This window comes from Gordonia westfalica, from assembly GCF_900105725.1.
Lineage (GTDB): Bacteria > Actinomycetota > Actinomycetes > Mycobacteriales > Mycobacteriaceae > Gordonia > Gordonia westfalica.
In genome coordinates this window covers 1-21,213 of record NZ_FNLM01000021.1, presented here as the reverse complement: position 1 = coordinate 21,213, position 21,213 = coordinate 1, and the positions used below count along the sequence as shown (strand labels likewise).

At 63.9% G+C, this 21,213-nt stretch carries 44 protein-coding genes and 2 pseudogenes; 22 read left to right on the top strand and 24 right to left on the bottom strand.

Annotated features, from left to right (window positions below):
• Positions 1 to 151: 151 nt before the first annotated feature.
• The 8 genes from BLU62_RS02980 (at position 152) to BLU62_RS02945 (ending at position 3,839) form a co-directional block, all read left to right on the top strand.
• Positions 152 to 505 carry a hypothetical protein gene (locus BLU62_RS02980; protein ID WP_074847815.1) on the top strand — a complete coding sequence of 118 codons (354 nt, stop codon included), beginning with the start codon at positions 152 to 154 and terminating at the stop codon, positions 503 to 505.
• A gap of 364 nt (positions 506 to 869) precedes the next feature.
• Complete coding sequence (locus BLU62_RS02975; RefSeq protein ID WP_074847819.1) at positions 870 to 1,139, top strand: hypothetical protein; 270 nt, start codon at positions 870 to 872, stop codon at positions 1,137 to 1,139.
• Positions 1,136 to 1,330: a hypothetical protein gene (locus tag BLU62_RS02970; RefSeq protein WP_074847821.1), complete on the top strand. Its 195-nt coding sequence runs from the start codon at positions 1,136 to 1,138 to the stop codon at positions 1,328 to 1,330. The genes BLU62_RS02975 and BLU62_RS02970 overlap by 4 nt, the downstream gene beginning before the upstream one ends.
• On the top strand, positions 1,323 to 2,048 hold the full coding sequence (locus BLU62_RS02965; protein WP_074848050.1) for a hypothetical protein: 726 nt from the start codon (positions 1,323 to 1,325) through the stop codon (positions 2,046 to 2,048). The genes BLU62_RS02970 and BLU62_RS02965 overlap by 8 nt, the downstream gene beginning before the upstream one ends.
• Positions 2,045 to 2,452 carry a hypothetical protein gene (locus BLU62_RS32305; RefSeq protein ID WP_074848052.1) on the top strand — a complete coding sequence of 136 codons (408 nt, stop codon included), beginning with the start codon at positions 2,045 to 2,047 and terminating at the stop codon, positions 2,450 to 2,452. Before BLU62_RS02965 ends, BLU62_RS32305 begins: the two co-directional genes overlap by 4 nt.
• Positions 2,449 to 2,697, top strand: coding sequence for a helix-turn-helix domain-containing protein (locus BLU62_RS02955; protein ID WP_074848042.1), 249 nt, complete (start codon positions 2,449 to 2,451; stop codon positions 2,695 to 2,697). Before BLU62_RS32305 ends, BLU62_RS02955 begins: the two co-directional genes overlap by 4 nt.
• A 195-nt stretch (positions 2,698 to 2,892) precedes the next feature.
• Positions 2,893 to 3,648, top strand: coding sequence for an RING finger protein (locus BLU62_RS02950; protein ID WP_139179928.1), 756 nt, complete (start codon positions 2,893 to 2,895; stop codon positions 3,646 to 3,648).
• Positions 3,648 to 3,839: a hypothetical protein gene (locus BLU62_RS02945; protein WP_074848277.1), complete on the top strand. Its 192-nt coding sequence runs from the start codon at positions 3,648 to 3,650 to the stop codon at positions 3,837 to 3,839. The genes BLU62_RS02950 and BLU62_RS02945 overlap by 1 nt, the downstream gene beginning before the upstream one ends.
• 125 nt (positions 3,840 to 3,964) lie before the next feature.
• On the opposite strand, the gene BLU62_RS02940 is transcribed toward BLU62_RS02945, so the two are convergent.
• From BLU62_RS02940 to BLU62_RS33545, 14 genes and pseudogenes are all read right to left on the bottom strand, one after another.
• Positions 3,965 to 4,720: an RING finger protein gene (locus BLU62_RS02940; RefSeq protein WP_139179928.1), complete on the bottom strand. Its 756-nt coding sequence runs from the start codon at positions 4,718 to 4,720 to the stop codon at positions 3,965 to 3,967.
• 196 nt (positions 4,721 to 4,916) lie between these two features.
• Positions 4,917 to 5,165: a helix-turn-helix domain-containing protein gene (locus tag BLU62_RS02935; protein WP_074848042.1), complete on the bottom strand. Its 249-nt coding sequence runs from the start codon at positions 5,163 to 5,165 to the stop codon at positions 4,917 to 4,919.
• On the bottom strand, positions 5,162 to 5,569 hold the full coding sequence (locus BLU62_RS02930; RefSeq protein WP_074848052.1) for a hypothetical protein: 408 nt from the start codon (positions 5,567 to 5,569) through the stop codon (positions 5,162 to 5,164). Before BLU62_RS02930 ends, BLU62_RS02935 begins: the two co-directional genes overlap by 4 nt.
• Positions 5,566 to 6,291: a hypothetical protein gene (locus tag BLU62_RS02925; protein ID WP_074848050.1), complete on the bottom strand. Its 726-nt coding sequence runs from the start codon at positions 6,289 to 6,291 to the stop codon at positions 5,566 to 5,568. The genes BLU62_RS02930 and BLU62_RS02925 overlap by 4 nt, the downstream gene beginning before the upstream one ends.
• The gene (locus BLU62_RS02920; protein WP_074847821.1) at positions 6,284 to 6,478 is read right to left on the bottom strand and encodes a hypothetical protein; all 195 of its coding nucleotides are present in this window, start codon (positions 6,476 to 6,478) and stop codon (positions 6,284 to 6,286) included. Before BLU62_RS02920 ends, BLU62_RS02925 begins: the two co-directional genes overlap by 8 nt.
• Positions 6,475 to 6,744, bottom strand: a complete 270-nt coding sequence (locus tag BLU62_RS02915) for a hypothetical protein (protein ID WP_074847819.1) — start codon at positions 6,742 to 6,744, stop codon at positions 6,475 to 6,477. The genes BLU62_RS02920 and BLU62_RS02915 overlap by 4 nt, the downstream gene beginning before the upstream one ends.
• 365 nt (positions 6,745 to 7,109) lie before the next feature.
• Positions 7,110 to 7,544: a hypothetical protein gene (locus BLU62_RS02905; RefSeq protein WP_139179898.1), complete on the bottom strand. Its 435-nt coding sequence runs from the start codon at positions 7,542 to 7,544 to the stop codon at positions 7,110 to 7,112.
• Positions 7,541 to 7,759, bottom strand: coding sequence for a hypothetical protein (locus tag BLU62_RS02900; RefSeq protein WP_074847813.1), 219 nt, complete (start codon positions 7,757 to 7,759; stop codon positions 7,541 to 7,543). Before BLU62_RS02900 ends, BLU62_RS02905 begins: the two co-directional genes overlap by 4 nt.
• Positions 7,759 to 7,887 carry a hypothetical protein gene (locus BLU62_RS34240; protein ID WP_280141501.1) on the bottom strand — a complete coding sequence of 43 codons (129 nt, stop codon included), beginning with the start codon at positions 7,885 to 7,887 and terminating at the stop codon, positions 7,759 to 7,761. The genes BLU62_RS02900 and BLU62_RS34240 overlap by 1 nt, the downstream gene beginning before the upstream one ends.
• A complete protein-coding gene (locus tag BLU62_RS02895; RefSeq protein ID WP_074847825.1) occupies positions 7,884 to 8,117 on the bottom strand; it encodes a YegP family protein in 234 nt (77 codons plus the stop codon). Before BLU62_RS02895 ends, BLU62_RS34240 begins: the two co-directional genes overlap by 4 nt.
• The gene (locus BLU62_RS02890; RefSeq protein ID WP_074847809.1) at positions 8,114 to 8,416 is read right to left on the bottom strand and encodes a hypothetical protein; all 303 of its coding nucleotides are present in this window, start codon (positions 8,414 to 8,416) and stop codon (positions 8,114 to 8,116) included. Before BLU62_RS02890 ends, BLU62_RS02895 begins: the two co-directional genes overlap by 4 nt.
• Before the next feature lie 155 nt (positions 8,417 to 8,571).
• Positions 8,572 to 8,919, bottom strand: coding sequence for a hypothetical protein (locus tag BLU62_RS32300; RefSeq protein WP_074847827.1), 348 nt, complete (start codon positions 8,917 to 8,919; stop codon positions 8,572 to 8,574).
• Positions 8,916 to 9,746 carry a hypothetical protein gene (locus BLU62_RS02880; protein ID WP_074848069.1) on the bottom strand — a complete coding sequence of 277 codons (831 nt, stop codon included), beginning with the start codon at positions 9,744 to 9,746 and terminating at the stop codon, positions 8,916 to 8,918. Before BLU62_RS02880 ends, BLU62_RS32300 begins: the two co-directional genes overlap by 4 nt.
• A 58-nt stretch (positions 9,747 to 9,804) precedes the next feature.
• A pseudogene (locus BLU62_RS33545) lies at positions 9,805 to 10,089 on the bottom strand (WhiB family transcriptional regulator); the annotation flags it as partial.
• A gap of 366 nt (positions 10,090 to 10,455) precedes the next feature.
• Here BLU62_RS33545 and BLU62_RS32785 point away from each other — a divergent pair.
• The 14 genes from BLU62_RS32785 (at position 10,456) to BLU62_RS02810 (ending at position 16,246) form a co-directional block, all read left to right on the top strand.
• The gene (locus BLU62_RS32785) at positions 10,456 to 10,602 is read left to right on the top strand and encodes a hypothetical protein (protein WP_159441527.1); all 147 of its coding nucleotides are present in this window, start codon (positions 10,456 to 10,458) and stop codon (positions 10,600 to 10,602) included.
• Between the two features lie 431 nt (positions 10,603 to 11,033).
• On the top strand, positions 11,034 to 11,420 hold the full coding sequence (locus tag BLU62_RS02865; RefSeq protein WP_244277997.1) for a WhiB family transcriptional regulator: 387 nt from the start codon (positions 11,034 to 11,036) through the stop codon (positions 11,418 to 11,420).
• Entirely contained in the window at positions 11,417 to 12,247 is an 831-nt protein-coding gene (locus BLU62_RS02860; protein WP_074848069.1) for a hypothetical protein, read from the top strand. The genes BLU62_RS02865 and BLU62_RS02860 overlap by 4 nt, the downstream gene beginning before the upstream one ends.
• Positions 12,244 to 12,591, top strand: coding sequence for a hypothetical protein (locus BLU62_RS32290; protein ID WP_074847827.1), 348 nt, complete (start codon positions 12,244 to 12,246; stop codon positions 12,589 to 12,591). The genes BLU62_RS02860 and BLU62_RS32290 overlap by 4 nt, the downstream gene beginning before the upstream one ends.
• Before the next feature lie 156 nt (positions 12,592 to 12,747).
• Positions 12,748 to 13,050 (top strand): hypothetical protein, encoded by a 303-nt coding sequence (locus BLU62_RS02850; RefSeq protein ID WP_074847809.1) that lies wholly within the window; start codon positions 12,748 to 12,750, stop codon positions 13,048 to 13,050.
• Positions 13,047 to 13,280 carry a YegP family protein gene (locus tag BLU62_RS02845; protein ID WP_074847825.1) on the top strand — a complete coding sequence of 78 codons (234 nt, stop codon included), beginning with the start codon at positions 13,047 to 13,049 and terminating at the stop codon, positions 13,278 to 13,280. The genes BLU62_RS02850 and BLU62_RS02845 overlap by 4 nt, the downstream gene beginning before the upstream one ends.
• Positions 13,277 to 13,405 (top strand): hypothetical protein, encoded by a 129-nt coding sequence (locus BLU62_RS34235; protein WP_280141501.1) that lies wholly within the window; start codon positions 13,277 to 13,279, stop codon positions 13,403 to 13,405. Before BLU62_RS02845 ends, BLU62_RS34235 begins: the two co-directional genes overlap by 4 nt.
• Positions 13,405 to 13,623, top strand: a complete 219-nt coding sequence (locus BLU62_RS02840; protein ID WP_074847813.1) for a hypothetical protein — start codon at positions 13,405 to 13,407, stop codon at positions 13,621 to 13,623. The genes BLU62_RS34235 and BLU62_RS02840 overlap by 1 nt, the downstream gene beginning before the upstream one ends.
• Positions 13,620 to 14,054 carry a hypothetical protein gene (locus BLU62_RS02835; RefSeq protein WP_139179898.1) on the top strand — a complete coding sequence of 145 codons (435 nt, stop codon included), beginning with the start codon at positions 13,620 to 13,622 and terminating at the stop codon, positions 14,052 to 14,054. The genes BLU62_RS02840 and BLU62_RS02835 overlap by 4 nt, the downstream gene beginning before the upstream one ends.
• 364 nt (positions 14,055 to 14,418) lie before the next feature.
• Positions 14,419 to 14,688: a hypothetical protein gene (locus BLU62_RS02830; protein WP_074847819.1), complete on the top strand. Its 270-nt coding sequence runs from the start codon at positions 14,419 to 14,421 to the stop codon at positions 14,686 to 14,688.
• Positions 14,685 to 14,879: a hypothetical protein gene (locus BLU62_RS02825; RefSeq protein ID WP_074847821.1), complete on the top strand. Its 195-nt coding sequence runs from the start codon at positions 14,685 to 14,687 to the stop codon at positions 14,877 to 14,879. The genes BLU62_RS02830 and BLU62_RS02825 overlap by 4 nt, the downstream gene beginning before the upstream one ends.
• Positions 14,872 to 15,597: a hypothetical protein gene (locus BLU62_RS02820; RefSeq protein WP_074848050.1), complete on the top strand. Its 726-nt coding sequence runs from the start codon at positions 14,872 to 14,874 to the stop codon at positions 15,595 to 15,597. Before BLU62_RS02825 ends, BLU62_RS02820 begins: the two co-directional genes overlap by 8 nt.
• Positions 15,594 to 16,001: a hypothetical protein gene (locus BLU62_RS32285; RefSeq protein WP_074848052.1), complete on the top strand. Its 408-nt coding sequence runs from the start codon at positions 15,594 to 15,596 to the stop codon at positions 15,999 to 16,001. Before BLU62_RS02820 ends, BLU62_RS32285 begins: the two co-directional genes overlap by 4 nt.
• Positions 15,998 to 16,246 (top strand): helix-turn-helix domain-containing protein, encoded by a 249-nt coding sequence (locus BLU62_RS02810; RefSeq protein ID WP_074848042.1) that lies wholly within the window; start codon positions 15,998 to 16,000, stop codon positions 16,244 to 16,246. The genes BLU62_RS32285 and BLU62_RS02810 overlap by 4 nt, the downstream gene beginning before the upstream one ends.
• A gap of 310 nt (positions 16,247 to 16,556) precedes the next feature.
• On the opposite strand, the gene BLU62_RS02805 is transcribed toward BLU62_RS02810, so the two are convergent.
• The 10 genes and pseudogenes from BLU62_RS02805 to BLU62_RS33170 all read right to left on the bottom strand — a co-directional run.
• Positions 16,557 to 16,934, bottom strand: a complete 378-nt coding sequence (locus tag BLU62_RS02805) for a helix-turn-helix domain-containing protein (protein WP_074848275.1) — start codon at positions 16,932 to 16,934, stop codon at positions 16,557 to 16,559.
• Positions 16,931 to 17,338, bottom strand: a complete 408-nt coding sequence (locus BLU62_RS02800; RefSeq protein WP_074848052.1) for a hypothetical protein — start codon at positions 17,336 to 17,338, stop codon at positions 16,931 to 16,933. The genes BLU62_RS02805 and BLU62_RS02800 overlap by 4 nt, the downstream gene beginning before the upstream one ends.
• On the bottom strand, positions 17,335 to 18,060 hold the full coding sequence (locus BLU62_RS02795; protein ID WP_074848050.1) for a hypothetical protein: 726 nt from the start codon (positions 18,058 to 18,060) through the stop codon (positions 17,335 to 17,337). Before BLU62_RS02795 ends, BLU62_RS02800 begins: the two co-directional genes overlap by 4 nt.
• Positions 18,053 to 18,247 carry a hypothetical protein gene (locus BLU62_RS02790; protein ID WP_074847821.1) on the bottom strand — a complete coding sequence of 65 codons (195 nt, stop codon included), beginning with the start codon at positions 18,245 to 18,247 and terminating at the stop codon, positions 18,053 to 18,055. The genes BLU62_RS02795 and BLU62_RS02790 overlap by 8 nt, the downstream gene beginning before the upstream one ends.
• Positions 18,244 to 18,513 (bottom strand): hypothetical protein, encoded by a 270-nt coding sequence (locus BLU62_RS02785; RefSeq protein ID WP_074847819.1) that lies wholly within the window; start codon positions 18,511 to 18,513, stop codon positions 18,244 to 18,246. The genes BLU62_RS02790 and BLU62_RS02785 overlap by 4 nt, the downstream gene beginning before the upstream one ends.
• A 364-nt stretch (positions 18,514 to 18,877) precedes the next feature.
• The gene (locus BLU62_RS02780; RefSeq protein ID WP_139179898.1) at positions 18,878 to 19,312 is read right to left on the bottom strand and encodes a hypothetical protein; all 435 of its coding nucleotides are present in this window, start codon (positions 19,310 to 19,312) and stop codon (positions 18,878 to 18,880) included.
• Complete coding sequence (locus BLU62_RS02775; protein ID WP_074847813.1) at positions 19,309 to 19,527, bottom strand: hypothetical protein; 219 nt, start codon at positions 19,525 to 19,527, stop codon at positions 19,309 to 19,311. The genes BLU62_RS02780 and BLU62_RS02775 overlap by 4 nt, the downstream gene beginning before the upstream one ends.
• Entirely contained in the window at positions 19,527 to 19,886 is a 360-nt protein-coding gene (locus BLU62_RS02770) for a YegP family protein (protein ID WP_074847811.1), read from the bottom strand. The genes BLU62_RS02775 and BLU62_RS02770 overlap by 1 nt, the downstream gene beginning before the upstream one ends.
• On the bottom strand, positions 19,883 to 20,185 hold the full coding sequence (locus BLU62_RS02765; protein WP_074847809.1) for a hypothetical protein: 303 nt from the start codon (positions 20,183 to 20,185) through the stop codon (positions 19,883 to 19,885). Before BLU62_RS02765 ends, BLU62_RS02770 begins: the two co-directional genes overlap by 4 nt.
• 497 nt (positions 20,186 to 20,682) lie before the next feature.
• Positions 20,683 to 21,213 (bottom strand): annotated as a pseudogene (locus BLU62_RS33170) (hypothetical protein); the annotation flags it as partial.

The following is a 21,213-nucleotide window of genomic DNA, read 5'->3' as shown; positions in this document are numbered from 1 at the left end:
ACATACAACCTGAACGGCAGTCCTCTCTGTGACGAACTGCGAGATCGGCTGGCCTGAACGGCGGCGGTGTCATGACTCGCATCCTTGGTGTGTCCGCTGTACCGGGTTTCTTCCCACCCGACCTGTTGATTGGTCGAACGGGCAGACGTTGGTGCCGGCCGAAGACCTGGAGCAGGCGCAGGCACGCATCGCCGAACTCGAAGTGGCGCTGAGAAGGAAGCGGCTCATCTTCGACCAGGTATGCAACGACCGTGCCGCCCTCAATGCTGACGTCAATCGCTTATCCGCTGACCGTCTCGAATCTGAGGCCACCGCAGACGATGTGGTGGAGAAGGCCGAACAGTTCACAGCCGAGCAAGTACGCGACGCCATCATCGAGGTGTTGGACCAGAACGCGGTGTCGCTGTGGCTGCCCTACGGGGACACACCTCACGGCACCGTCCATCCCGAAGATGTCGGCCATGTCGCCCGATGGGTAGTTGCAAAGCTGCGGGGGGAGTCATGACCGATCCCGCCGTAGACGCAGCACAGAGGGCGTGTGAACCGCATGGCGTCTCGCACTTCGTCGGCCCGGGAAGGTACGCCCTGCGTGGTGCCCGTGAAGCCCTCGCACCACTCCGGGAACTGCATCGGCTCGACGGCTGCCCGAACGCGACGACTGTACCGATCCCGAACACCTGACGCTGTGCTCGGGCTGCTACCAGGAATGGCCCTGCCGCACCGCACCCCTCATCTATTCCTCTGACGAGTTGGGAGATACCCCATGACACCCACACCCGCCGAGATCGCGGCGGCACACCAGTCGTACGAGTGGGCAGGTGGCGTGTGCTGCACCTGCGGCCCCGACTACTACATCAACGACGCCGAGCATGGTGCCCACGTCATCGCTGCTCTGTCTGAGCACTACCACTGCCCACGTCATCGCTGCTCTGTCTGAGCACTACCACCTACTACCCAAGGCGGAACCGGGCGGCGAAGACGACGACCGCGCCGAGTGGCTGGACGGGGAAGTGATGGCCGCCCGAGGCAAGCGGGTGGTGCGGCTCTACTTCGAGGACCCTCGCAATACGCCTGAGGATGCCCGCGAACTCGCATCCGCCCTGGCGTCTGCTGCTGATGTTGCGGAGGAGCCGAGATGAGCGACGCAGACGAAAAGGCGGTCGCTGAGGCGCTATACGCGGTCGAGAGCGTGCACCACTTCCACGGCACTGAATGCCTCTGCGGCTTCAACTCTCACCGGGCGCGCGAACGCACCGCCCACATCACACGCCTGGCCCTAGGGGAGCTGTTGGGCCACGACTTCGTCAGAAAGGCGGCATTCGATGTCTGACATCGGTTTCGGTCCTGTTGGTGATCCCCCGATCATCCACGGCGGCAACAGCTATGTGACCCGTGATGGGTATGGGCGTCCGACGTATCTGGTGGACCGGCGACTCCTGGAGAAGGCGGAGGCACGCATCGCCGAACTCGAAGACCAGCTGCGTCCTATGTCGCCACTGAGACAGCAAGCCGACACCTACCTGCGGATACTGCGCCACCCTGAAATCTACCGCCACCTACGCGCGGGAGCGGGGTCGTGGTCCGACCAGATCGACGCGCGTATCACCACTGTCGCTGCTGATCGGGATCACTGGCGGGCGGAAGCAGAGAAAGCCCGCGACCTCCCCGCACCGGACGCCGGCAACCCCGAGCACCTGAGATTCGCGGCGAACATCCTGATCGACCGGGCACTCAAGTTGGGAGTCAAATTCCGTGCTGAAGCGGCTCTCGGCCCGTTCAACGCCGACGAACTCCGCAATGCTGCCCGTCGTCTCGAATCTGAGGCCACCGCAGACGATGTGGTGGAGAGGATCGCCCGCGAGCTGTACCGACGCCTATACCCCGGCCCAATCGGCACCCACGACTCAGCGCGCACCCGAGAAAGTGACGCCGCCGAAATGGATATGGCCTATCGGAAGTGGGATGAAGGCCGCGAAGGGTTTGCGCCGGGGCGGCAGTGTCGCGAGATTGCCGCCCATATCGCTGGGCTTCTGCGGGGTGACCGATGAGCGCCGCAGAGGAAGCAAGGAAGCTGCTCGAAGGCATCACACCCGGGCCGTGGGAAGCAGAACCCTGGGATGGCACCACACGCGAGTCTGTCGGCGTCTTCGCCGGGAGCGTATGGGGTCCGCGAGTTGCAGGGCTGATCACGTCCTCCGCCGACGCCGAGTTCATTGCCGCTACACCCGAGTTGGTGCCCGCTCTGCTCGCCGAACTCGACCAGGCGAAGGCGGACCTCGATGCTGCCGCATACCGGCACGGACAACTACAGTCCCGCATCGCCAACCGAGACGCCACCATCCAACGGGTACGGGAGCTAATCGCCGAGTGGTCGTGGACGGAACACCACCACGACGAACCGGTCTATGAGATATGGAAGCCGCTCGCCCGCATCGTCGGGGGTGAGTCGTGAGCGACATTCCGGAGTGGCGTGCAGGATCGCTCGCCGACAACCTCGCCGTCGCACTGAGGACCCGACTTGCCGAGACCGGAGTCTCGCAGGGCGATCTCGCGCGTCGCGCCGGCGTCAGCGAAAAGCACCTGTCGCAGGTCATCAACGGACGCGCCGGTGCCTCGGTAGCAACCTGGGACCGACTCTTTGTCGCGCTGAATACAGCGAATGACGCTCGCCAAGACACCGTCGGGGGTGAGTTGTGACCTGCCGCTGCAACCCCCTCGAAGCCGTCATCGACTGGCTACTACCCCGACTCCGGATACTCCCACCCCTGCTACCCGAAGGCGCGAATCCTGCTGTGGCACAACGGGAAAACCCCACCATCGGGGTAGAATGAGGGGTGGCCAGGGTGCTGTGAACACCCCGGCCACTGACCGAACTGCGAAGGAGTTCAGCCAATGACAGATTACATCTCCACCTACCTGAGTAGACCACGATGGAGGCACAACCGCCTCCAAGCCATGGGCGTCCAGTGGACCTACCGCGCACCAGAGGTGGGTGAACTTGTAATCCGGGATGCAACCCAAACACACCCCGGCACCCTCCGCCGAATCGTCAGCGTCCGCGAAGACACACGTGACGGCCGCACCGTATGGGTAGTTGAGCACACAGCGACCGACGCAGAACCAACCACCGGCACCGACCGGAAGTCAGTCGGATTCTGGAAGGACGTCGGCTGGCCGAGGATTGCCGAGCACTACCCCATCTGCGGCACCTGCCGCGATCTGATGCCCTGCCAGCATGTGGTCATCGACACCATCGCTGAACACAGCGGCAAGACCTTCGAGCGGTATGGCACTCCCGGCGTCTGCCCGTCCTGCCAAGAGCCCGTAACCAGGCGGCAGCGCGTAATCACATTCGAACGCAACCTGTATGGCCTCGGGACGGTGACCTTCCACCTTCGTGAGAAGTGCCGCCACGCCGCCTTCGAGTACGACCGAGAGGTACATCGAGACGACGGCGAGTTCGAGCTGACCTGCCCCGGATCTGCTCGCCGCGGTCTCGATGAGAACGGTCTGCCTGTCACCTATTGCACTGAGCCTGATTGTCGCGGCGCTGACCGGAAGCACCACGGCTACGGGTTTTGGACGGCGGGGTATCTGCCACACCCTGACGGCTACCACCGTTCTCCCGAAGGCGGGGGTGTGGCCTGATGTCTGTTCCTTCTCTGGAATCCCTACTAGCCGAGTACATCGCAACCCAGGCACCGGTCTCCGTGGAGCAGGCAATGCCTCAGGCCGAGGACATGGCGAAGCTGATCCGGGCTTCGGGCGTGCACGGCACGTACGGGCGGACGGCGTTCAGCCTCCGGACGTGCAACTGCTCGCCCGCGCGCCGTACGTAGGTGCCAGCCGTGCGCCCGGATCAGCTTCGCCATGTCCTCGGCCTGAGGCATTGCCTGCTCCACGGAGACCGGTGCCTGGGTTGCGATGTACTCGGCTAGTAGGGATTCCAGAGAAGGAACAGACATCAGGCCACACCCCCGCCTTCGGGAGAACGGTGGTAGCCGTCAGGGTGTGGCAGATACCCCGCCGTCCAAAACCCGTAGCCGTGGTGCTTCCGGTCAGCGCCGCGACAATCAGGCTCAGTGCAATAGGTGACAGGCAGACCGTTCTCATCGAGACCGCGGCGAGCAGATCCGGGGCAGGTCAGCTCGAACTCGCCGTCGTCTCGATGTACCTCTCGGTCGTACTCGAAGGCGGCGTGGCGGCACTTCTCACGAAGGTGGAAGGTCACCGTCCCGAGGCCATACAGGTTGCGTTCGAATGTGATTACGCGCTGCCGCCTGGTTACGGGCTCTTGGCAGGACGGGCAGACGCCGGGAGTGCCATACCGCTCGAAGGTCTTGCCGCTGTGTTCAGCGATGGTGTCGATGACCACATGCTGGCAGGGCATCAGATCGCGGCAGGTGCCGCAGATGGGGTAGTGCTCGGCAATCCTCGGCCAGCCGACGTCCTTCCAGAATCCGACTGACTTCCGGTCGGTGCCGGTGGTTGGTTCTGCGTCGGTCGCTGTGTGCTCAACTACCCATACGGTGCGGCCGTCACGTGTGTCTTCGCGGACGCTGACGATTCGGCGGAGGGTGCCGGGGTGTGTTTGGGTTGCATCCCGGATTACAAGTTCACCCACCTCTGGTGCGCGGTAGGTCCACTGGACGCCCATGGCTTGGAGGCGGTTGTGCCTCCATCGTGGTCTACTCAGGTAGGTGGAGATGTAATCTGTCATTGGCTGAACTCCTTCGCAGTTCGGTCAGTGGCCGGGGTGTTCACAGCACCCTGGCCACCCCTCATTCTACCCCCGATGGTGGGGTTTTCCCGTTGTGCCACAGCAGGATTCGCGCCTTCGGGTAGCAGGGGTGGGAGTATCCGGAGTCGGGGTAGTAGCCAGTCGATGACGGCTTCGAGGGGGTTGCAGCGGCAGGTCACAACTCACCCCCGACGGTGTCTTGGCGAGCGTCATTCGCTGTATTCAGCGCGACAAAGAGTCGGTCCCAGGTTGCTACCGAGGCACCGGCGCGTCCGTTGATGACCTGCGACAGGTGCTTTTCGCTGACGCCGGCGCGACGCGCGAGATCGCCCTGCGAGACTCCGGTCTCGGCAAGTCGGGTCCTCAGTGCGACGGCGAGGTTGTCGGCGAGCGATCCTGCACGCCACTCCGGAATGTCGCTCACGACTCACCCCCGACGATGCGGGCGAGCGGCTTCCATATCTCATAGACCGGTTCGTCGTGGTGGTGTTCCGTCCACGACCACTCGGCGATTAGCTCCCGTACCCGTTGGATGGTGGCGTCTCGGTTGGCGATGCGGGACTGTAGTTGTCCGTGCCGGTATGCGGCAGCATCGAGGTCCGCCTTCGCCTGGTCGAGTTCGGCGAGCAGAGCGGGCACCAACTCGGGTGTAGCGGCAATGAACTCGGCGTCGGCGGAGGACGTGATCAGCCCTGCAACTCGCGGACCCCATACGCTCCCGGCGAAGACGCCGACAGACTCGCGTGTGGTGCCATCCCAGGGTTCTGCTTCCCACGGCCCGGGTGTGATGCCTTCGAGCAGCTTCCTTGCTTCCTCTGCGGCGCTCATCGGTCACCCCGCAGAAGCCCAGCGATATGGGCGGCAATCTCGCGACACTGCCGCCCCGGCGCAAACCCTTCGCGGCCTTCATCCCACTTCCGATAGGCCATATCCATTTCGGCGGCGTCACTTTCTCGGGTGCGCGCTGAGTCGTGGGTGCCGATTGGGCCGGGGTATAGGCGTCGGTACAGCTCGCGGGCGATCCTCTCCACCACATCGTCTGCGGTGGCCTCAGATTCGAGACGACGGGCAGCATTGCGGAGTTCGTCGGCGTTGAACGGGCCGAGAGCCGCTTCAGCACGGAATTTGACTCCCAACTTGAGTGCCCGGTCGATCAGGATGTTCGCCGCGAATCTCAGGTGCTCGGGGTTGCCGGCGTCCGGTGCGGGGAGGTCGCGGGCTTTCTCTGCTTCCGCCCGCCAGTGATCCCGATCAGCAGCGACAGTGGTGATACGCGCGTCGATCTGGTCGGACCACGACCCCGCTCCCGCGCGTAGGTGGCGGTAGATTTCAGGGTGGCGCAGTATCCGCAGGTAGGTGTCGGCTTGCTGTCTCAGTGGCGACATAGGACGCAGCTGGTCTTCGAGTTCGGCGATGCGTGCCTCCGCCTTCTCCAGGAGTCGCCGGTCCACCAGATACGTCGGACGCCCATACCCATCACGGGTCACATAGCTGTTGCCGCCGTGGATGATCGGGGGATCACCAACAGGACCGAAACCGATGTCAGACATCGAATGCCGCCTTTCTGACGAAGTCGTGGCCCAACAGCTCCCCTAGGGCCAGGCGTGTGATGTGGGCGGTGCGTTCGCGCGCCCGGTGAGAGTTGAAGCCGCAGAGGCATTCAGTGCCGTGGAAGTGGTGCACGCTCTCGACCGCGTATAGCGCCTCAGCGACCGCCTTTTCGTCTGCGTCGCTCATCTCGGCTCCTCCGCAACATCAGCAGCAGACGCCAGGGCGGATGCGAGTTCGCGGGCATCCTCAGGCGTATTGCGAGGGTCCTCGAAGTAGAGCCGCACCACCCGCTTGCCTCGGGCGGCCATCACTTCCCCGTCCAGCCACTCGGCGCGGTCGTCGTCTTCGCCGCCCGGTTCCGCCTTGGGTAGTAGGTGGTAGTGCTCAGACAGAGCAGCGATGACGTGGGCAGTGGTAGTGCTCAGACAGAGCAGCGATGACGTGGGCACCATGCTCGGCGTCGTTGATGTAGTAGTCGGGGCCGCAGGTGCAGCACACGCCACCTGCCCACTCGTACGACTGGTGTGCCGCCGCGATCTCGGCGGGTGTGGGTGTCATGGGGTATCTCCCAACTCGTCAGAGGAATAGATGAGGGGTGCGGTGCGGCAGGGCCATTCCTGGTAGCAGCCCGAGCACAGCGTCAGGTGTTCGGGATCGGTACAGTCGTCGCGTTCGGGGCAGCCGTCGAGCCGATGCAGTTCCCGGAGTGGTGCGAGGGCTTCACGGGCACCACGCAGGGCGTACCTTCCCGGGCCGACGAAGTGCGAGACGCCATGCGGTTCACACGCCCTCTGTGCTGCGTCTACGGCGGGATCGGTCATGACTCCCCCCGCAGCTTTGCAACTACCCATCGGGCGACATGGCCGACATCTTCGGGATGGACGGTGCCGTGAGGTGTGTCCCCGTAGGGCAGCCACAGCGACACCGCGTTCTGGTCCAACACCTCGATGATGGCGTCGCGTACTTGCTCGGCTGTGAACTGTTCGGCCTTCTCCACCACATCGTCTGCGGTGGCCTCAGATTCGAGACGGTCAGCGGATAAGCGATTGACGTCAGCATTGAGGGCGGCACGGTCGTTGCATACCTGGTCGAAGATGAGCCGCTTCCTTCTCAGCGCCACTTCGAGTTCGGCGATGCGTGCCTGCGCCTGCTCCAGGTCTTCGGCCGGCACCAACGTCTGCCCGTTCGACCAATCAACAGGTCCGGGTGGGAAGAAACCCGGTACAGCGGACACACCAAGGATGCGAGTCATGACACACCGCCGCCGTTCAGGCCCAGCCGATCTCGCAGTTCGTCACAGAGAGGACTGCCGTTCAGGTTGTATGTCTGCTCCGTGAGGGCGATGGTGAGTGTGCGAATCTCGTAGGCGATGGCGAACCATGCGGACTGCTCAGCCGTCATGGCCGCGTAGTTATCGGTGAAAGGGTTTCCCGGCAGGTTGCGGGATACGGGGTTGTCCTCGCTCATCAGTAGAGTGCTCCGATCTTGTCGATGTCTCCGTGGCGGTCGAGGATCACCACACGCCACGGGCAGACGAGCATCTGCCGTTCTTGCCCACGCGGGACCACGTCGTAGTTGATGCCACCAACCTTCAACCGCGCCGCGTACTGGGTGTCGATGGCGTTGAGAGCCCCCGACCTACGCCGATAGCCTTCCCCTGAGCGAGGATCTGACCGTTGCGGGACTTACACCGCCAACGCCACTCGGGATGTCTGGCGACCACGCTCTTGGCATCGAGGTCGACCTGCAAGATCTCGTCCTCGTACACCTCGATGGTGCCGCGATACTCAGACACCTTCTCCGGGATGTTCTCGTAGACGATCACTGGACCTCCACCACCCCACCCACCAGAGCGGCCTGACGCTTGGCAGCGCGCACCGCATTCGACTTCGTGTCATACGTTTTCGGGGAGATGGCGCCGGCGCTGCCGTTGCGGGCGATCTGCGCCCACTGGTAACCCTTCCGGGTTCTCGTCACCACCACACGCACAGCAGTTCTCGCCGACGCCAAGGGCTGCACGACGTAGCCGCCATTGCCACCCGAGCCTCCGCCGACAGCCTGCACCTTGACCACCTCAACCGCCTTGAACGCCTCGCCGTCGAAAGCCTTCTTGTTGTTGCTCATTCGTTGTCTCCTTTGGTTCTCCCCACGCAGGGGATGTGTCGTGTCTTCTCTGCACCTGTTGCGGGGGAACGGAGTACGCAAAGCTCCCCGGCCTGGCCGCGCACTCAGGGCACGGCCTCTCGATCGCCCCCCACAGGAGGTAGGACTCCGGAACCTCAGCCCACCGCATCGCACACCTCGACCCCGCCGGCATCATCGAGCAACGCCCACCGGCCCGACAGCAGGACAGCCACATCGCTGGACGGCTGCCGGAACTTCGACACCAACCAGCCCTTCGCGTACGCCTGCGCCGGATTGCGGCCGATGAAGTCATGGCAGCCGCGGCACACCAGCAGACAATTCGACAGGGCGTTGATCTGTGGGTCTTTCGATCCGCCCATGCCGCGGTTAGCTCGGTGGTGATAGTCCTGCCCTGTGCCGGTACACCAGTCGGTTTGGACTTCGCAGCGACCCATCGCCCGCACCGCAGCAGCAGCCTTCACATCCGCAGAGAAGCCCGTCATGACGCCGTCTTCCTCTGCTGCCACGCCACCGACGTCAACGCTGCCGGACAACGCCGCCCATGCCGCTCATACCGGCGCTTCATCGACGCCGGCAGCATCCCCACCCGACGCGATGCCTCCTCCGCCCCAACACCCATCGACAGCAGATACTCGAAGTCGGAGAACAGGTCTTCGGCAGTGCGGGGTTTGTCCACCACTTCCGGCTCATAGGTGGGGTCATCGATACGGTCCTCATCCCACGCCAACGGAGGCAACCAACCTTTCGCCTTCGCCCGATGCCGCGCCTTCCGATCAGTTCCGGGAACCATCTGCAACTGCGCGAACAAGGACGTCACATCCCGTGCTCGACGAACCGCAATGTTGCGGGACTGTCCGAGGAACAACTCCGAAGTGCTGCCATTCTCCGGCCAACCCAGACGGCTGATCAGATCCGTCTGCGAATACCCGTTCGCCACCAACGCCTGCAATCGGCGGGTTGTGCCCAGGGCGGGGACGCGGTCCTGTCGCACAAACTCGACACCGGTACGCGGAACAGGGATTTGGAGGATGCGGTCGGCGGTAGCTTGGCGGACCTGTTTGCTCGGACCGTATCCGCGTTGCCCGTACAGCAGATGCTGGATGGTGCTGTGCGGGACGCCGAACTCCTCTTCGAGCCGTTTGTTCCCCACTCCTGCGTCACGCAGCTTGAGGATGTGCTCGCGTACAGGCTGGGCGTCGACCAGGTCGGGAGTCCAACGTCCGTAGGCGCGTTGCCGGCGGTGGTGTTGGGCGTAGTGCATTTCGCACATGCCGCGCGCTTTGACGGGCTTCCCGCATTGGCAGGTCATGCCGCCCCCTGCTTCCACATGGCCTGACGTTCACGCGGAGTCGTACCCCAACCACACCGTGCGGTTCACGGTTGTCCAACGCCCACTGCAAACACACCTCCCGGCGGTCACAGCCGGCGCAGATCCGTTTCGCGTCAGCGGTTTGCGTCACCCCGTAATGGGAGGGAAAGAACGCGTCCGGGTCTGAGGAGGCGCAGGGAGCGCCCTCATGCCAGGCCGGCGGTTTCGGCAGATCAGAAACATTCCGGTTGCGGTTCAACACATTCGCACCGGGGAACGTGTTCGACGACCCCAACGCCTGCTTCTTCTCGTCCAGGGTGTTGGATCTTCTGCCCTGATCCATTCGGGTGGTGGAGGGTTCGATGTGGAAGCCGTTACTCATGGGTGTATCTCCTGAGGATGTCTTGAGCGTCGTGATGGGCCAGGCAATTCGGGCATGGGATGATGTCGCCGGTGCGGTCTCCCCAGCGCATACGGACCATGTGGCCGTAGCCGAGATCGAAACCACACACCCCGCAAATAGGGCGGCTCATGACGCCTCCTCGAAGAGGGATGGTTGGTCGTCAACTGCCGTGATCGACCAGCCATGGACGAACGCGCCAGGAGTCCGCTGTCGAGCAGTCGGCCCGCGTCATCTGTCCCGTATGCGACGAGGCAGGACGGTGCGCCGCTGTTCGCCGCGGCCTTCGATCCATCGCGGTGGTGGAAGGTGAGCCGCCCTTCGAGGAACAGCACTGCGGTCGCCCGCCGCCACACCTGCGCCTGGAATCCGGCGGTCTCGGTGCGGGCGAAGATCAGTGCGGTGCCGGTGCCGTGGTTGGCGAGCCGGTCGAGCCACCGCCACACATTGGAGTAGGCGGGTTGCACCACACGCGCCCTTCGCCGCACGTGAGCCGTCGCGGTTCCAGGCGCAGTGTGGCGTGCGGGCGACCGCAGTGCTGTTCCTCGAAGGCGGCTCACCTTCCACCACCGCGATGGATCGAAGGCCGCGGCGAACAGCGGCGCACCGTCCTGCCTCGTCGCATACGGACAGATGACGCGGGCCGACTGCTCGACAGCGGACTCCCTGGCGCGTTCGTCCATGGCTGGTCGATCACGGCAGTTGACGACCAACCATCCCTCTTCGAGGAGGCGTCATGAGCCGCCCTATTTGCGGGGTGTGTGGTTTCGATCTCGGCTACGGCCACATGGTCCGTATGCGCTGGGGAGACCGCACCGGCGACATCATCCCATGCCCGAATTGCCTGGCCCATCACGACGCTCAAGACATCCTCAGGAGATACACCCATGAGTAACGGCTTCCACATCGAACCCTCCACCACCCGAATGGATCAGGGCAGAAGATCCAACACCCTGGACGAGAAGAAGCAGGCGTTGGGGTCGTCGAACACGTTCCCCGGTGCGAATGTGTTGAACCGCAACCGGAATGTTTCTGATCTGCCGAAACCGCCGGCCTGGCATGAGGGCGCTCCCTGCGCCTCCTCAGACCCGGACGCGTTCTTTCCCTCCCATTACGGGGTGACGCAAACCGCTGACGCGAAACGGATCTGCGCCGGCTGTGACCGCCGGGAGGTGTGTTTGCAGTGGGCGTTGGACAACCGTGAACCGCACGGTGTGGTTGGGGGTACGACTCCGCGTGAACGTCAGGCCATGTGGAAGCAGGGGGCGGCATGACCTGCCAATGCGGGAAGCCCGTCAAAGCGCGCGGCATGTGCGAAATGCACTACGCCCAACACCACCGCCGGCAACGCGCCTACGGACGTTGGACTCCCGACCTGGTCGACGCCCAGCCTGTACGCGAGCACATCCTCAAGCTGCGTGACGCAGGAGTGGGGAACAAACGGCTCGAAGAGGAGTTCGGCGTCCCGCACAGCACCATCCAGCATCTGCTGTACGGGCAACGCGGATACGGTCCGAGCAAACAGGTCCGCCAAGCTACCGCCGACCGCATCCTCCAAATCCCTGTTCCGCGTACCGGTGTCGAGTTTGTGCGACAGGACCGCGTCCCCGCCCTGGGCACAACCCGCCGATTGCAGGCGTTGGTGGCGAACGGGTATTCGCAGACGGATCTGATCAGCCGTCTGGGTTGGCCGGAGAATGGCAGCACTTCGGAGTTGTTCCTCGGACAGTCCCGCAACATTGCGGTTCGTCGAGCACGGGATGTGACGTCCTTGTTCGCGCAGTTGCAGATGGTTCCCGGAACTGATCGGAAGGCGCGGCATCGGGCGAAGGCGAAAGGTTGGTTGCCTCCGTTGGCGTGGGATGAGGACCGTATCGATGACCCCACCTATGAGCCGGAAGTGGTGGACAAACCCCGCACTGCCGAAGACCTGTTCTCCGACTTCGAGTATCTGCTGTCGATGGGTGTTGGGGCGGAGGAGGCATCGCGTCGGGTGGGGATGCTGCCGGCGTCGATGAAGCGCCGGTATGAGCGGCATGGGCGGCGTTGTCCGGCAGCGTTGACGTCGGTGGCGTGGCAGCAGAGGAAGACGGCGTCATGACGGGCTTCTCTGCGGATGTGAAGGCTGCTGCTGCGGTGCGGGCGATGGGTCGCTGCGAAGTCCAAACCGACTGGTGTACCGGCACAGGGCAGGACTATCACCACCGAGCTAACCGCGGCATGGGCGGATCGAAAGACCCACAGATCAACGCCCTGTCGAATTGTCTGCTGGTGTGCCGCGGCTGCCATGACTTCATCGGCCGCAATCCGGCGCAGGCGTACGCGAAGGGCTGGTTGGTGTCGAAGTTCCGGCAGCCGTCCAGCGATGTGGCTGTCCTGCTGTCGGGCCGGTGGGCGTTGCTCGATGATGCCGGCGGGGTCGAGGTGTGCGATGCGGTGGGCTGAGGTTCCGGAGTCCTACCTCCTGTGGGGGGCGATCGAGAGGCCGTGCCCTGAGTGCGCGGCCAGGCCGGGGGAGCTTTGCGTACTCCGTTCCCCCGCAACAGGTGCAGAGAAGACACGACACATCCCCTGCGTGGGGAGAACCAAAGGAGACAACGAATGAGCAACAACAAGAAGGCTTTCGACGGCGAGGCGTTCAAGGCGGTTGAGGTGGTCAAGGTGCAGGCTGTCGGCGGAGGCTCGGGTGGCAATGGCGGCTACGTCGTGCAGCCCTTGGCGTCGGCGAGAACTGCTGTGCGTGTGGTGGTGACGAGAACCCGGAAGGGTTACCAGTGGGCGCAGATCGCCCGCAACGGCAGCGCCGGCGCCATCTCCCCGAAAACGTATGACACGAAGTCGAATGCGGTGCGCGCTGCCAAGCGTCAGGCCGCTCTGGTGGGTGGGGTGGTGGAGGTCCAGTGATCGTCTACGAGAACATCCCGGAGAAGGTGTCTGAGTATCGCGGCACCATCGAGGTGTACGAGGACGAGATCTTGCAGGTCGACCTCGATGCCAAGAGCGTGGTCGCCAGACATCCCGAGTGGCGTTGGCGGTGTAAGTCCCGCAACGGTCAGATCCTCGCTCAGGGGAAGGCTATCGGCGTAGGTCGGGGGCTCTCAACGCCATCGACACCCAGTACGCGGCGCGGTTGAAGGTTGGTGGCATCAACTACGACGTGGTCCCGCGTGGGCAAGAACGGCAGATGCTCGTCTGCCCGTGGCGTGTGGTGATCCTCGACCGCCACGGAGACATCGACAAGATCGGAGCACTCTACTGATGAGCGAGGACAACCCCGTATCCCGCAACCTGCCGGGAAACCCTTTCACCGATAACTACGCGGCCATGACGGCTGAGCAGTCCGCATGGTTCGCCATCGCCTACGAGATTCGCACACTCACCATCGCCCTCACGGAGCAGACATACAACCTGAACGGCAGTCCTCTCTGTGACGAACTGCGAGATCGGCTGGGCCTGAACGGCGGCGGTGTGTCATGACTCGCATCCTTGGTGTGTCCGCTGTACCGGGTTTCTTCCCACCCGGACCTGTTGATTGGTCGAACGGGCAGACGTTGGTGCCGGCCGAAGACCTGGAGCAGGCGCAGGCACGCATCGCCGAACTCGAAGTGGCGCTGAGAAGGAAGCGGCTCATCTTCGACCAGGTATGCAACGACCGTGCCGCCCTCAATGCTGACGTCAATCGCTTATCCGCTGACCGTCTCGAATCTGAGGCCACCGCAGACGATGTGGTGGAGAAGGCCGAACAGTTCACAGCCGAGCAAGTACGCGACGCCATCATCGAGGTGTTGGACCAGAACGCGGTGTCGCTGTGGCTGCCCTACGGGGACACACCTCACGGCACCGTCCATCCCGAAGATGTCGGCCATGTCGCCCGATGGGTAGTTGCAAAGCTGCGGGGGGAGTCATGACCGATCCCGCCGTAGACGCAGCACAGAGGGCGTGTGAACCGCATGGCGTCTCGCACTTCGTCGGCCCGGGAAGGTACGCCCTGCGTGGTGCCCGTGAAGCCCTCGCACCACTCCGGGAACTGCATCGGCTCGACGGCTGCCCGAACGCGACGACTGTACCGATCCCGAACACCTGACGCTGTGCTCGGGCTGCTACCAGGAATGGCCCTGCCGCACCGCACCCCTCATCTATTCCTCTGACGAGTTGGGAGATACCCCATGACACCCACACCCGCCGAGATCGCGGCGGCACACCAGTCGTACGAGTGGGCAGGTGGCGTGTGCTGCACCTGCGGCCCCGACTACTACATCAACGACGCCGAGCATGGTGCCCACGTCATCGCTGCTCTGTCTGAGCACTACCACTGCCCACGTCATCGCTGCTCTGTCTGAGCACTACCACCTACTACCCAAGGCGGAACCGGGCGGCGAAGACGACGACCGCGCCGAGTGGCTGGACGGGGAAGTGATGGCCGCCCGAGGCAAGCGGGTGGTGCGGCTCTACTTCGAGGACCCTCGCAATACGCCTGAGGATGCCCGCGAACTCGCATCCGCCCTGGCGTCTGCTGCTGATGTTGCGGAGGAGCCGAGATGAGCGACGCAGACGAAAAGGCGGTCGCTGAGGCGCTATACGCGGTCGAGAGCGTGCACCACTTCCACGGCACTGAATGCCTCTGCGGCTTCAACTCTCACCGGGCGCGCGAACGCACCGCCCACATCACACGCCTGGCCCTAGGGGAGCTGTTGGGCCACGACTTCGTCAGAAAGGCGGCATTCGATGTCTGACATCGGTTTCGGTCCTGTTGGTGATCCCCCGATCATCCACGGCGGCAACAGCTATGTGACCCGTGATGGGTATGGGCGTCCGACGTATCTGGTGGACCGGCGACTCCTGGAGAAGGCGGAGGCACGCATCGCCGAACTCGAAGACCAGCTGCGTCCTATGTCGCCACTGAGACAGCAAGCCGACACCTACCTGCGGATACTGCGCCACCCTGAAATCTACCGCCACCTACGCGCGGGAGCGGGGTCGTGGTCCGACCAGATCGACGCGCGTATCACCACTGTCGCTGCTGATCGGGATCACTGGCGGGCGGAAGCAGAGAAAGCCCGCGACCTCCCCGCACCGGACGCCGGCAACCCCGAGCACCTGAGATTCGCGGCGAACATCCTGATCGACCGGGCACTCAAGTTGGGAGTCAAATTCCGTGCTGAAGCGGCTCTCGGCCCGTTCAACGCCGACGAACTCCGCAATGCTGCCCGTCGTCTCGAATCTGAGGCCACCGCAGACGATGTGGTGGAGAGGATCGCCCGCGAGCTGTACCGACGCCTATACCCCGGCCCAATCGGCACCCACGACTCAGCGCGCACCCGAGAAAGTGACGCCGCCGAAATGGATATGGCCTATCGGAAGTGGGATGAAGGCCGCGAAGGGTTTGCGCCGGGGCGGCAGTGTCGCGAGATTGCCGCCCATATCGCTGGGCTTCTGCGGGGTGACCGATGAGCGCCGCAGAGGAAGCAAGGAAGCTGCTCGAAGGCATCACACCCGGGCCGTGGGAAGCAGAACCCTGGGATGGCACCACACGCGAGTCTGTCGGCGTCTTCGCCGGGAGCGTATGGGGTCCGCGAGTTGCAGGGCTGATCACGTCCTCCGCCGACGCCGAGTTCATTGCCGCTACACCCGAGTTGGTGCCCGCTCTGCTCGCCGAACTCGACCAGGCGAAGGCGGACCTCGATGCTGCCGCATACCGGCACGGACAACTACAGTCCCGCATCGCCAACCGAGACGCCACCATCCAACGGGTACGGGAGCTAATCGCCGAGTGGTCGTGGACGGAACACCACCACGACGAACCGGTCTATGAGATATGGAAGCCGCTCGCCCGCATCGTCGGGGGTGAGTCGTGAGCGACATTCCGGAGTGGCGTGCAGGATCGCTCGCCGACAACCTCGCCGTCGCACTGAGGACCCGACTTGCCGAGACCGGAGTCTCGCAGGGCGATCTCGCGCGTCGCGCCGGCGTCAGCGAAAAGCACCTGTCGCAGGTCATCAACGGACGCGCCGGTGCCTCGGTAGCAACCTGGGACCGACTCTTTGTCGCGCTGAATACAGCGAATGACGCTCGCCAAGACACCGTCGGGGGTGAGTTGTGACCTGCCGCTGCAACCCCCTCGAAGCCGTCATCGACTGGCTACTACCCCGACTCCGGATACTCCCACCCCTGCTACCCGAAGGCGCGAATCCTGCTGTGGCACAACGGGAAAACCCCACCATCGGGGTAGAATGAGGGTGGCCAGGTGCTGTGACACCCGGCACTGACCGAACTGCGAAGGAGTTCAGCCAATGACAATTACTCCCACCCTGTCCGTGGCACCCGCTCCACGGCTCGTGCCTACCGCACCAGAGTGAAGTAATCTCTGCTGACTCCGCAGCGTCATGCCGGTTTCACAGCACCCTCCACCCTCATCTACCCCGATGGTGGGTTTTCCCGTTGTGCACAGCAGGATTCGCGCCTTCGGGTAGCAGGGGTGGGAGTATCCGGAGTCGGGGTAGTAGCCAGTCGATGACGGCTTCGAGGGGTTGCAGCGGCAGGTCACAACTCACCCCGACGGTGTCTTGGCGAGCGTCATTCGCTGTATTCAGCGCGACAAAGAGTCGGTCCCAGGTTGCTACCGAGGCACCGGCGCGTCCGTTGATGACCTGCGACAGGTGCTTTTCGCTGACGCCGGCGCGACGCGCGAGATCGCCCTGCGAGACTCCGGTCTCGGCAAGTCGGGTCCTCAGTGCGACGGCGAGGTTGTCGGCGAGCGATCCTGCACGCCACTCCGGAATGTCGCTCACGACTCACCCCCGACGATGCGGGCGAGCGGCTTCCATATCTCATAGACCGGTTCGTCGTGGTGGTGTTCCGTCCACGACCACTCGGCGATTAGCTCCCGTACCCGTTGGATGGTGGCGTCTCGGTTGGCGATGCGGGACTGTAGTTGTCCGTGCCGGTATGCGGCAGCATCGAGGTCCGCCTTCGCCTGGTCGAGTTCGGCGAGCAGAGCGGGCACCAACTCGGGTGTAGCGGCAATGAACTCGGCGTCGGCGGAGGACGTGATCAGCCCTGCAACTCGCGGACCCCATACGCTCCCGGCGAAGACGCCGACAGACTCGCGTGTGGTGCCATCCCAGGGTTCTGCTTCCCACGGCCCGGGTGTGATGCCTTCGAGCAGCTTCCTTGCTTCCTCTGCGGCGCTCATCGGTCACCCCGCAGAAGCCCAGCGATATGGGCGGCAATCTCGCGACACTGCCGCCCCGGCGCAAACCCTTCGCGGCCTTCATCCCACTTCCGATAGGCCATATCCATTTCGGCGGCGTCACTTTCTCGGGTGCGCGCTGAGTCGTGGGTGCCGATTGGGCCGGGGTATAGGCGTCGGTACAGCTCGCGGGCGATCCTCTCCACCACATCGTCTGCGGTGGCCTCAGATTCGAGACGACGGGCAGCATTGCGGAGTTCGTCGGCGTTGAACGGGCCGAGAGCCGCTTCAGCACGGAATTTGACTCCCAACTTGAGTGCCCGGTCGATCAGGATGTTCGCCGCGAATCTCAGGTGCTCGGGGTTGCCGGCGTCCGGTGCGGGGAGGTCGCGGGCTTTCTCTGCTTCCGCCCGCCAGTGATCCCGATCAGCAGCGACAGTGGTGATACGCGCGTCGATCTGGTCGGACCACGACCCCGCTCCCGCGCGTAGGTGGCGGTAGATTTCAGGGTGGCGCAGTATCCGCAGGTAGGTGTCGGCTTGCTGTCTCAGTGGCGACATAGGACGCAGCTGGTCTTCGAGTTCGGCGATGCGTGCCTCCGCCTTCTCCAGGAGTCGCCGGTCCACCAGATACGTCGGACGCCCATACCCATCACGGGTCACATAGCTGTTGCCGCCGTGGATGATCGGGGGATCACCAACAGGACCGAAACCGATGTCAGACATCGAATGCCGCCTTTCTGACGAAGTCGTGGCCCAACAGCTCCCCTAGGGCCAGGCGTGTGATGTGGGCGGTGCGTTCGCGCGCCCGGTGAGAGTTGAAGCCGCAGAGGCATTCAGTGCCGTGGAAGTGGTGCACGCTCTCGACCGCGTATAGCGCCTCAGCGACCGCCTTTTCGTCTGCGTCGCTCATCTCGGCTCCTCCGCAACATCAGCAGCAGACGCCAGGGCGGATGCGAGTTCGCGGGCATCCTCAGGCGTATTGCGAGGGTCCTCGAAGTAGAGCCGCACCACCCGCTTGCCTCGGGCGGCCATCACTTCCCCGTCCAGCCACTCGGCGCGGTCGTCGTCTTCGCCGCCCGGTTCCGCCTTGGGTAGTAGGTGGTAGTGCTCAGACAGAGCAGCGATGACGTGGGCAGTGGTAGTGCTCAGACAGAGCAGCGATGACGTGGGCACCATGCTCGGCGTCGTTGATGTAGTAGTCGGGGCCGCAGGTGCAGCACACGCCACCTGCCCACTCGTACGACTGGTGTGCCGCCGCGATCTCGGCGGGTGTGGGTGTCATGGGGTATCTCCCAACTCGTCAGAGGAATAGATGAGGGGTGCGGTGCGGCAGGGCCATTCCTGGTAGCAGCCCGAGCACAGCGTCAGGTGTTCGGGATCGGTACAGTCGTCGCGTTCGGGGCAGCCGTCGAGCCGATGCAGTTCCCGGAGTGGTGCGAGGCTTCACGGGCACCACGCAGGGCGTACCTTCCCGGGCCGACGAAGTGCGAGACGCCATGCGGTTCACACGCCCTCTGTGCTGCGTCTACGGCGGGATCGGTCATGACTCCCCCCGCAGCTTTGCAACTACCCATCGGGCGACATGGCCGACATCTTCGGGATGGACGGTGCCGTGAGGTGTGTCCCCGTAGGGCAGCCACAGCGACACCGCGTTCTGGTCCAACACCTCGATGATGGCGTCGCGTACTTGCTCGGCTGTGAACTGTTCGGCCTTCTCCACCACATCGTCTGCGGTGGCCTCAGATTCGAGACGGTCAGCGGATAAGCGATTGACGTCAGCATTGAGGGCGGCACGGTCGTTGCATACCTGGTCGAAGATGAGCCGCTTCCTTCTCAGCGCCACTTCGAGTTCGGCGATGCGTGCCTGCGCCTGCTCCAGGTCTTCGGCCGGCACCAACGTCTGCCCGTTCGACCAATCAACAGGTCCGGGTGGGAAGAAACCCGGTACAGCGGACACACCAAGGATGCGAGTCATGACACACCGCCGCCGTTCAGGCCCAGCCGATCTCGCAGTTCGTCACAGAGAGGACTGCCGTTCAGGTTGTATGTCTGCTCCGTGAGGGCGATGGTGAGTGTGCGAATCTCGTAGGCGATGGCGAACCATGCGGACTGCTCAGCCGTCATGGCCGCGTAGTTATCGGTGAAAGGGTTTCCCGGCAGGTTGCGGGATACGGGGTTGTCCTCGCTCATCAGTAGAGTGCTCCGATCTTGTCGATGTCTCCGTGGCGGTCGAGGATCACCACACGCCACGGGCAGACGAGCATCTGCCGTTCTTGCCCACGCGGGACCACGTCGTAGTTGATGCCACCAACCTTCAACCGCGCCGCGTACTGGGTGTCGATGGCGTTGAGAGCCCCCGACCTACGCCGATAGCCTTCCCCCTGAGCGAGGATCTGACCGTTGCGGGACTTACACCGCCAACGCCACTCGGGATGTCTGGCGACCACGCTCTTGGCATCGAGGTCGACCTGCAAGATCTCGTCCTCGTACACCTCGATGGTGCCGCGATACTCAGACACCTTCTCCGGGATGTTCTCGTAGACGATCACTGGACCTCCACCACCCCACCCACCAGAGCGGCCTGACGCTTGGCAGCGCGCACCGCATTCGACTTCGTGTCATACGTTTTCGGGGAGATGGCGCCGGCGCTGCCGTTGCGGGCGATCTGCGCCCACTGGTAACCCTTCCGGGTTCTCGTCACCACCACACGCACAGCAGTTCTCGCCGACGCCAAGGGCTGCACGACGTAGCCGCCATTGCCACCCGAGCCTCCGCCGACAGCCTGCACCTTGACCACCTCAACCGCCTTGAACGCCTCGCCGTCGAAAGCCTTCTTGTTGTTGCTCATTCGTTGTCTCCTTTGGTTCTCCCCACGCAGGGGATGTGTCGTGTCTTCTCTGCACCTGTTGCGGGGGAACGGAGTACGCAAAGCTCCCCCGGCCTGGCCGCGCACTCAGGGCACGGCCTCTCGATCGCCCCCCACAGGAGGTAGGACTCCGGAACCTCAGCCCACCGCATCGCACACCTCGACCCCGCCGGCATCATCGAGCAACGCCCACCGGCCGACAGCAGGACAGCCACATCGCTGGACGGCTGCCGGAACTTCGACACCAACCAGCCCTTCGCGTACGCCTGCGCCGGATTGCGGCCGATGAAGTCATGGCAGCCGCGGCACACCAGCAGACAATTCGACAGGGCGTTGATCTGTGGGTCTTTCGATCCGCCCATGCCGCGGTTAGCTCGTGGTGATAGTCCTGCCCTGTGCCGGTACACCAGTCGGTTTGGACTTCGCAGCGACCCATCGCCGCACCGCAGCAGCAGCCTTCACATCCGCAGAGAAGCCCGTCATGACGCCGTCTTCCTCTGCTGCCACGCCACCGACGTCAACGCTGCCGGACAACGCCGCCCATGCCGCTCATACCGGCGCTTCATCGACGCCGGCAGCATCCCCACCGACGCGATGCCTCCTCCGCCCAACACCCATCGACAGCAGATACTCGAAGTCGGAGAACAGGTCTTCGGCAGTGCGGGGTTTGTCCACCACTTCCGCTCATAGGTGGGGTCATCGATACGGTCCTCATCCCACGCCAACGGAGGCAACCAACCTTTCGCCTTCGCCCGATGCCGCGCCTTCCGATCAGTTCCGGGAACATCTGCAACTGCGCGAACAAGGACGTCACATCCCGTGCTCGACGAACCGCAATGTTGGGACTGTCCGAGGAACAACTCCGAAGTGCTGCCATTCTCCGGCCAACCCAGACGGCTGATCAGATCCGTCTGCGAATACCCGTTCGCCACCAACGCCTGCAATCGGCGGGTTGTGCCCAGGGCGGGGACGCGGTCCTGTCGCACAAACTCGACACCGGTACGCGGAAC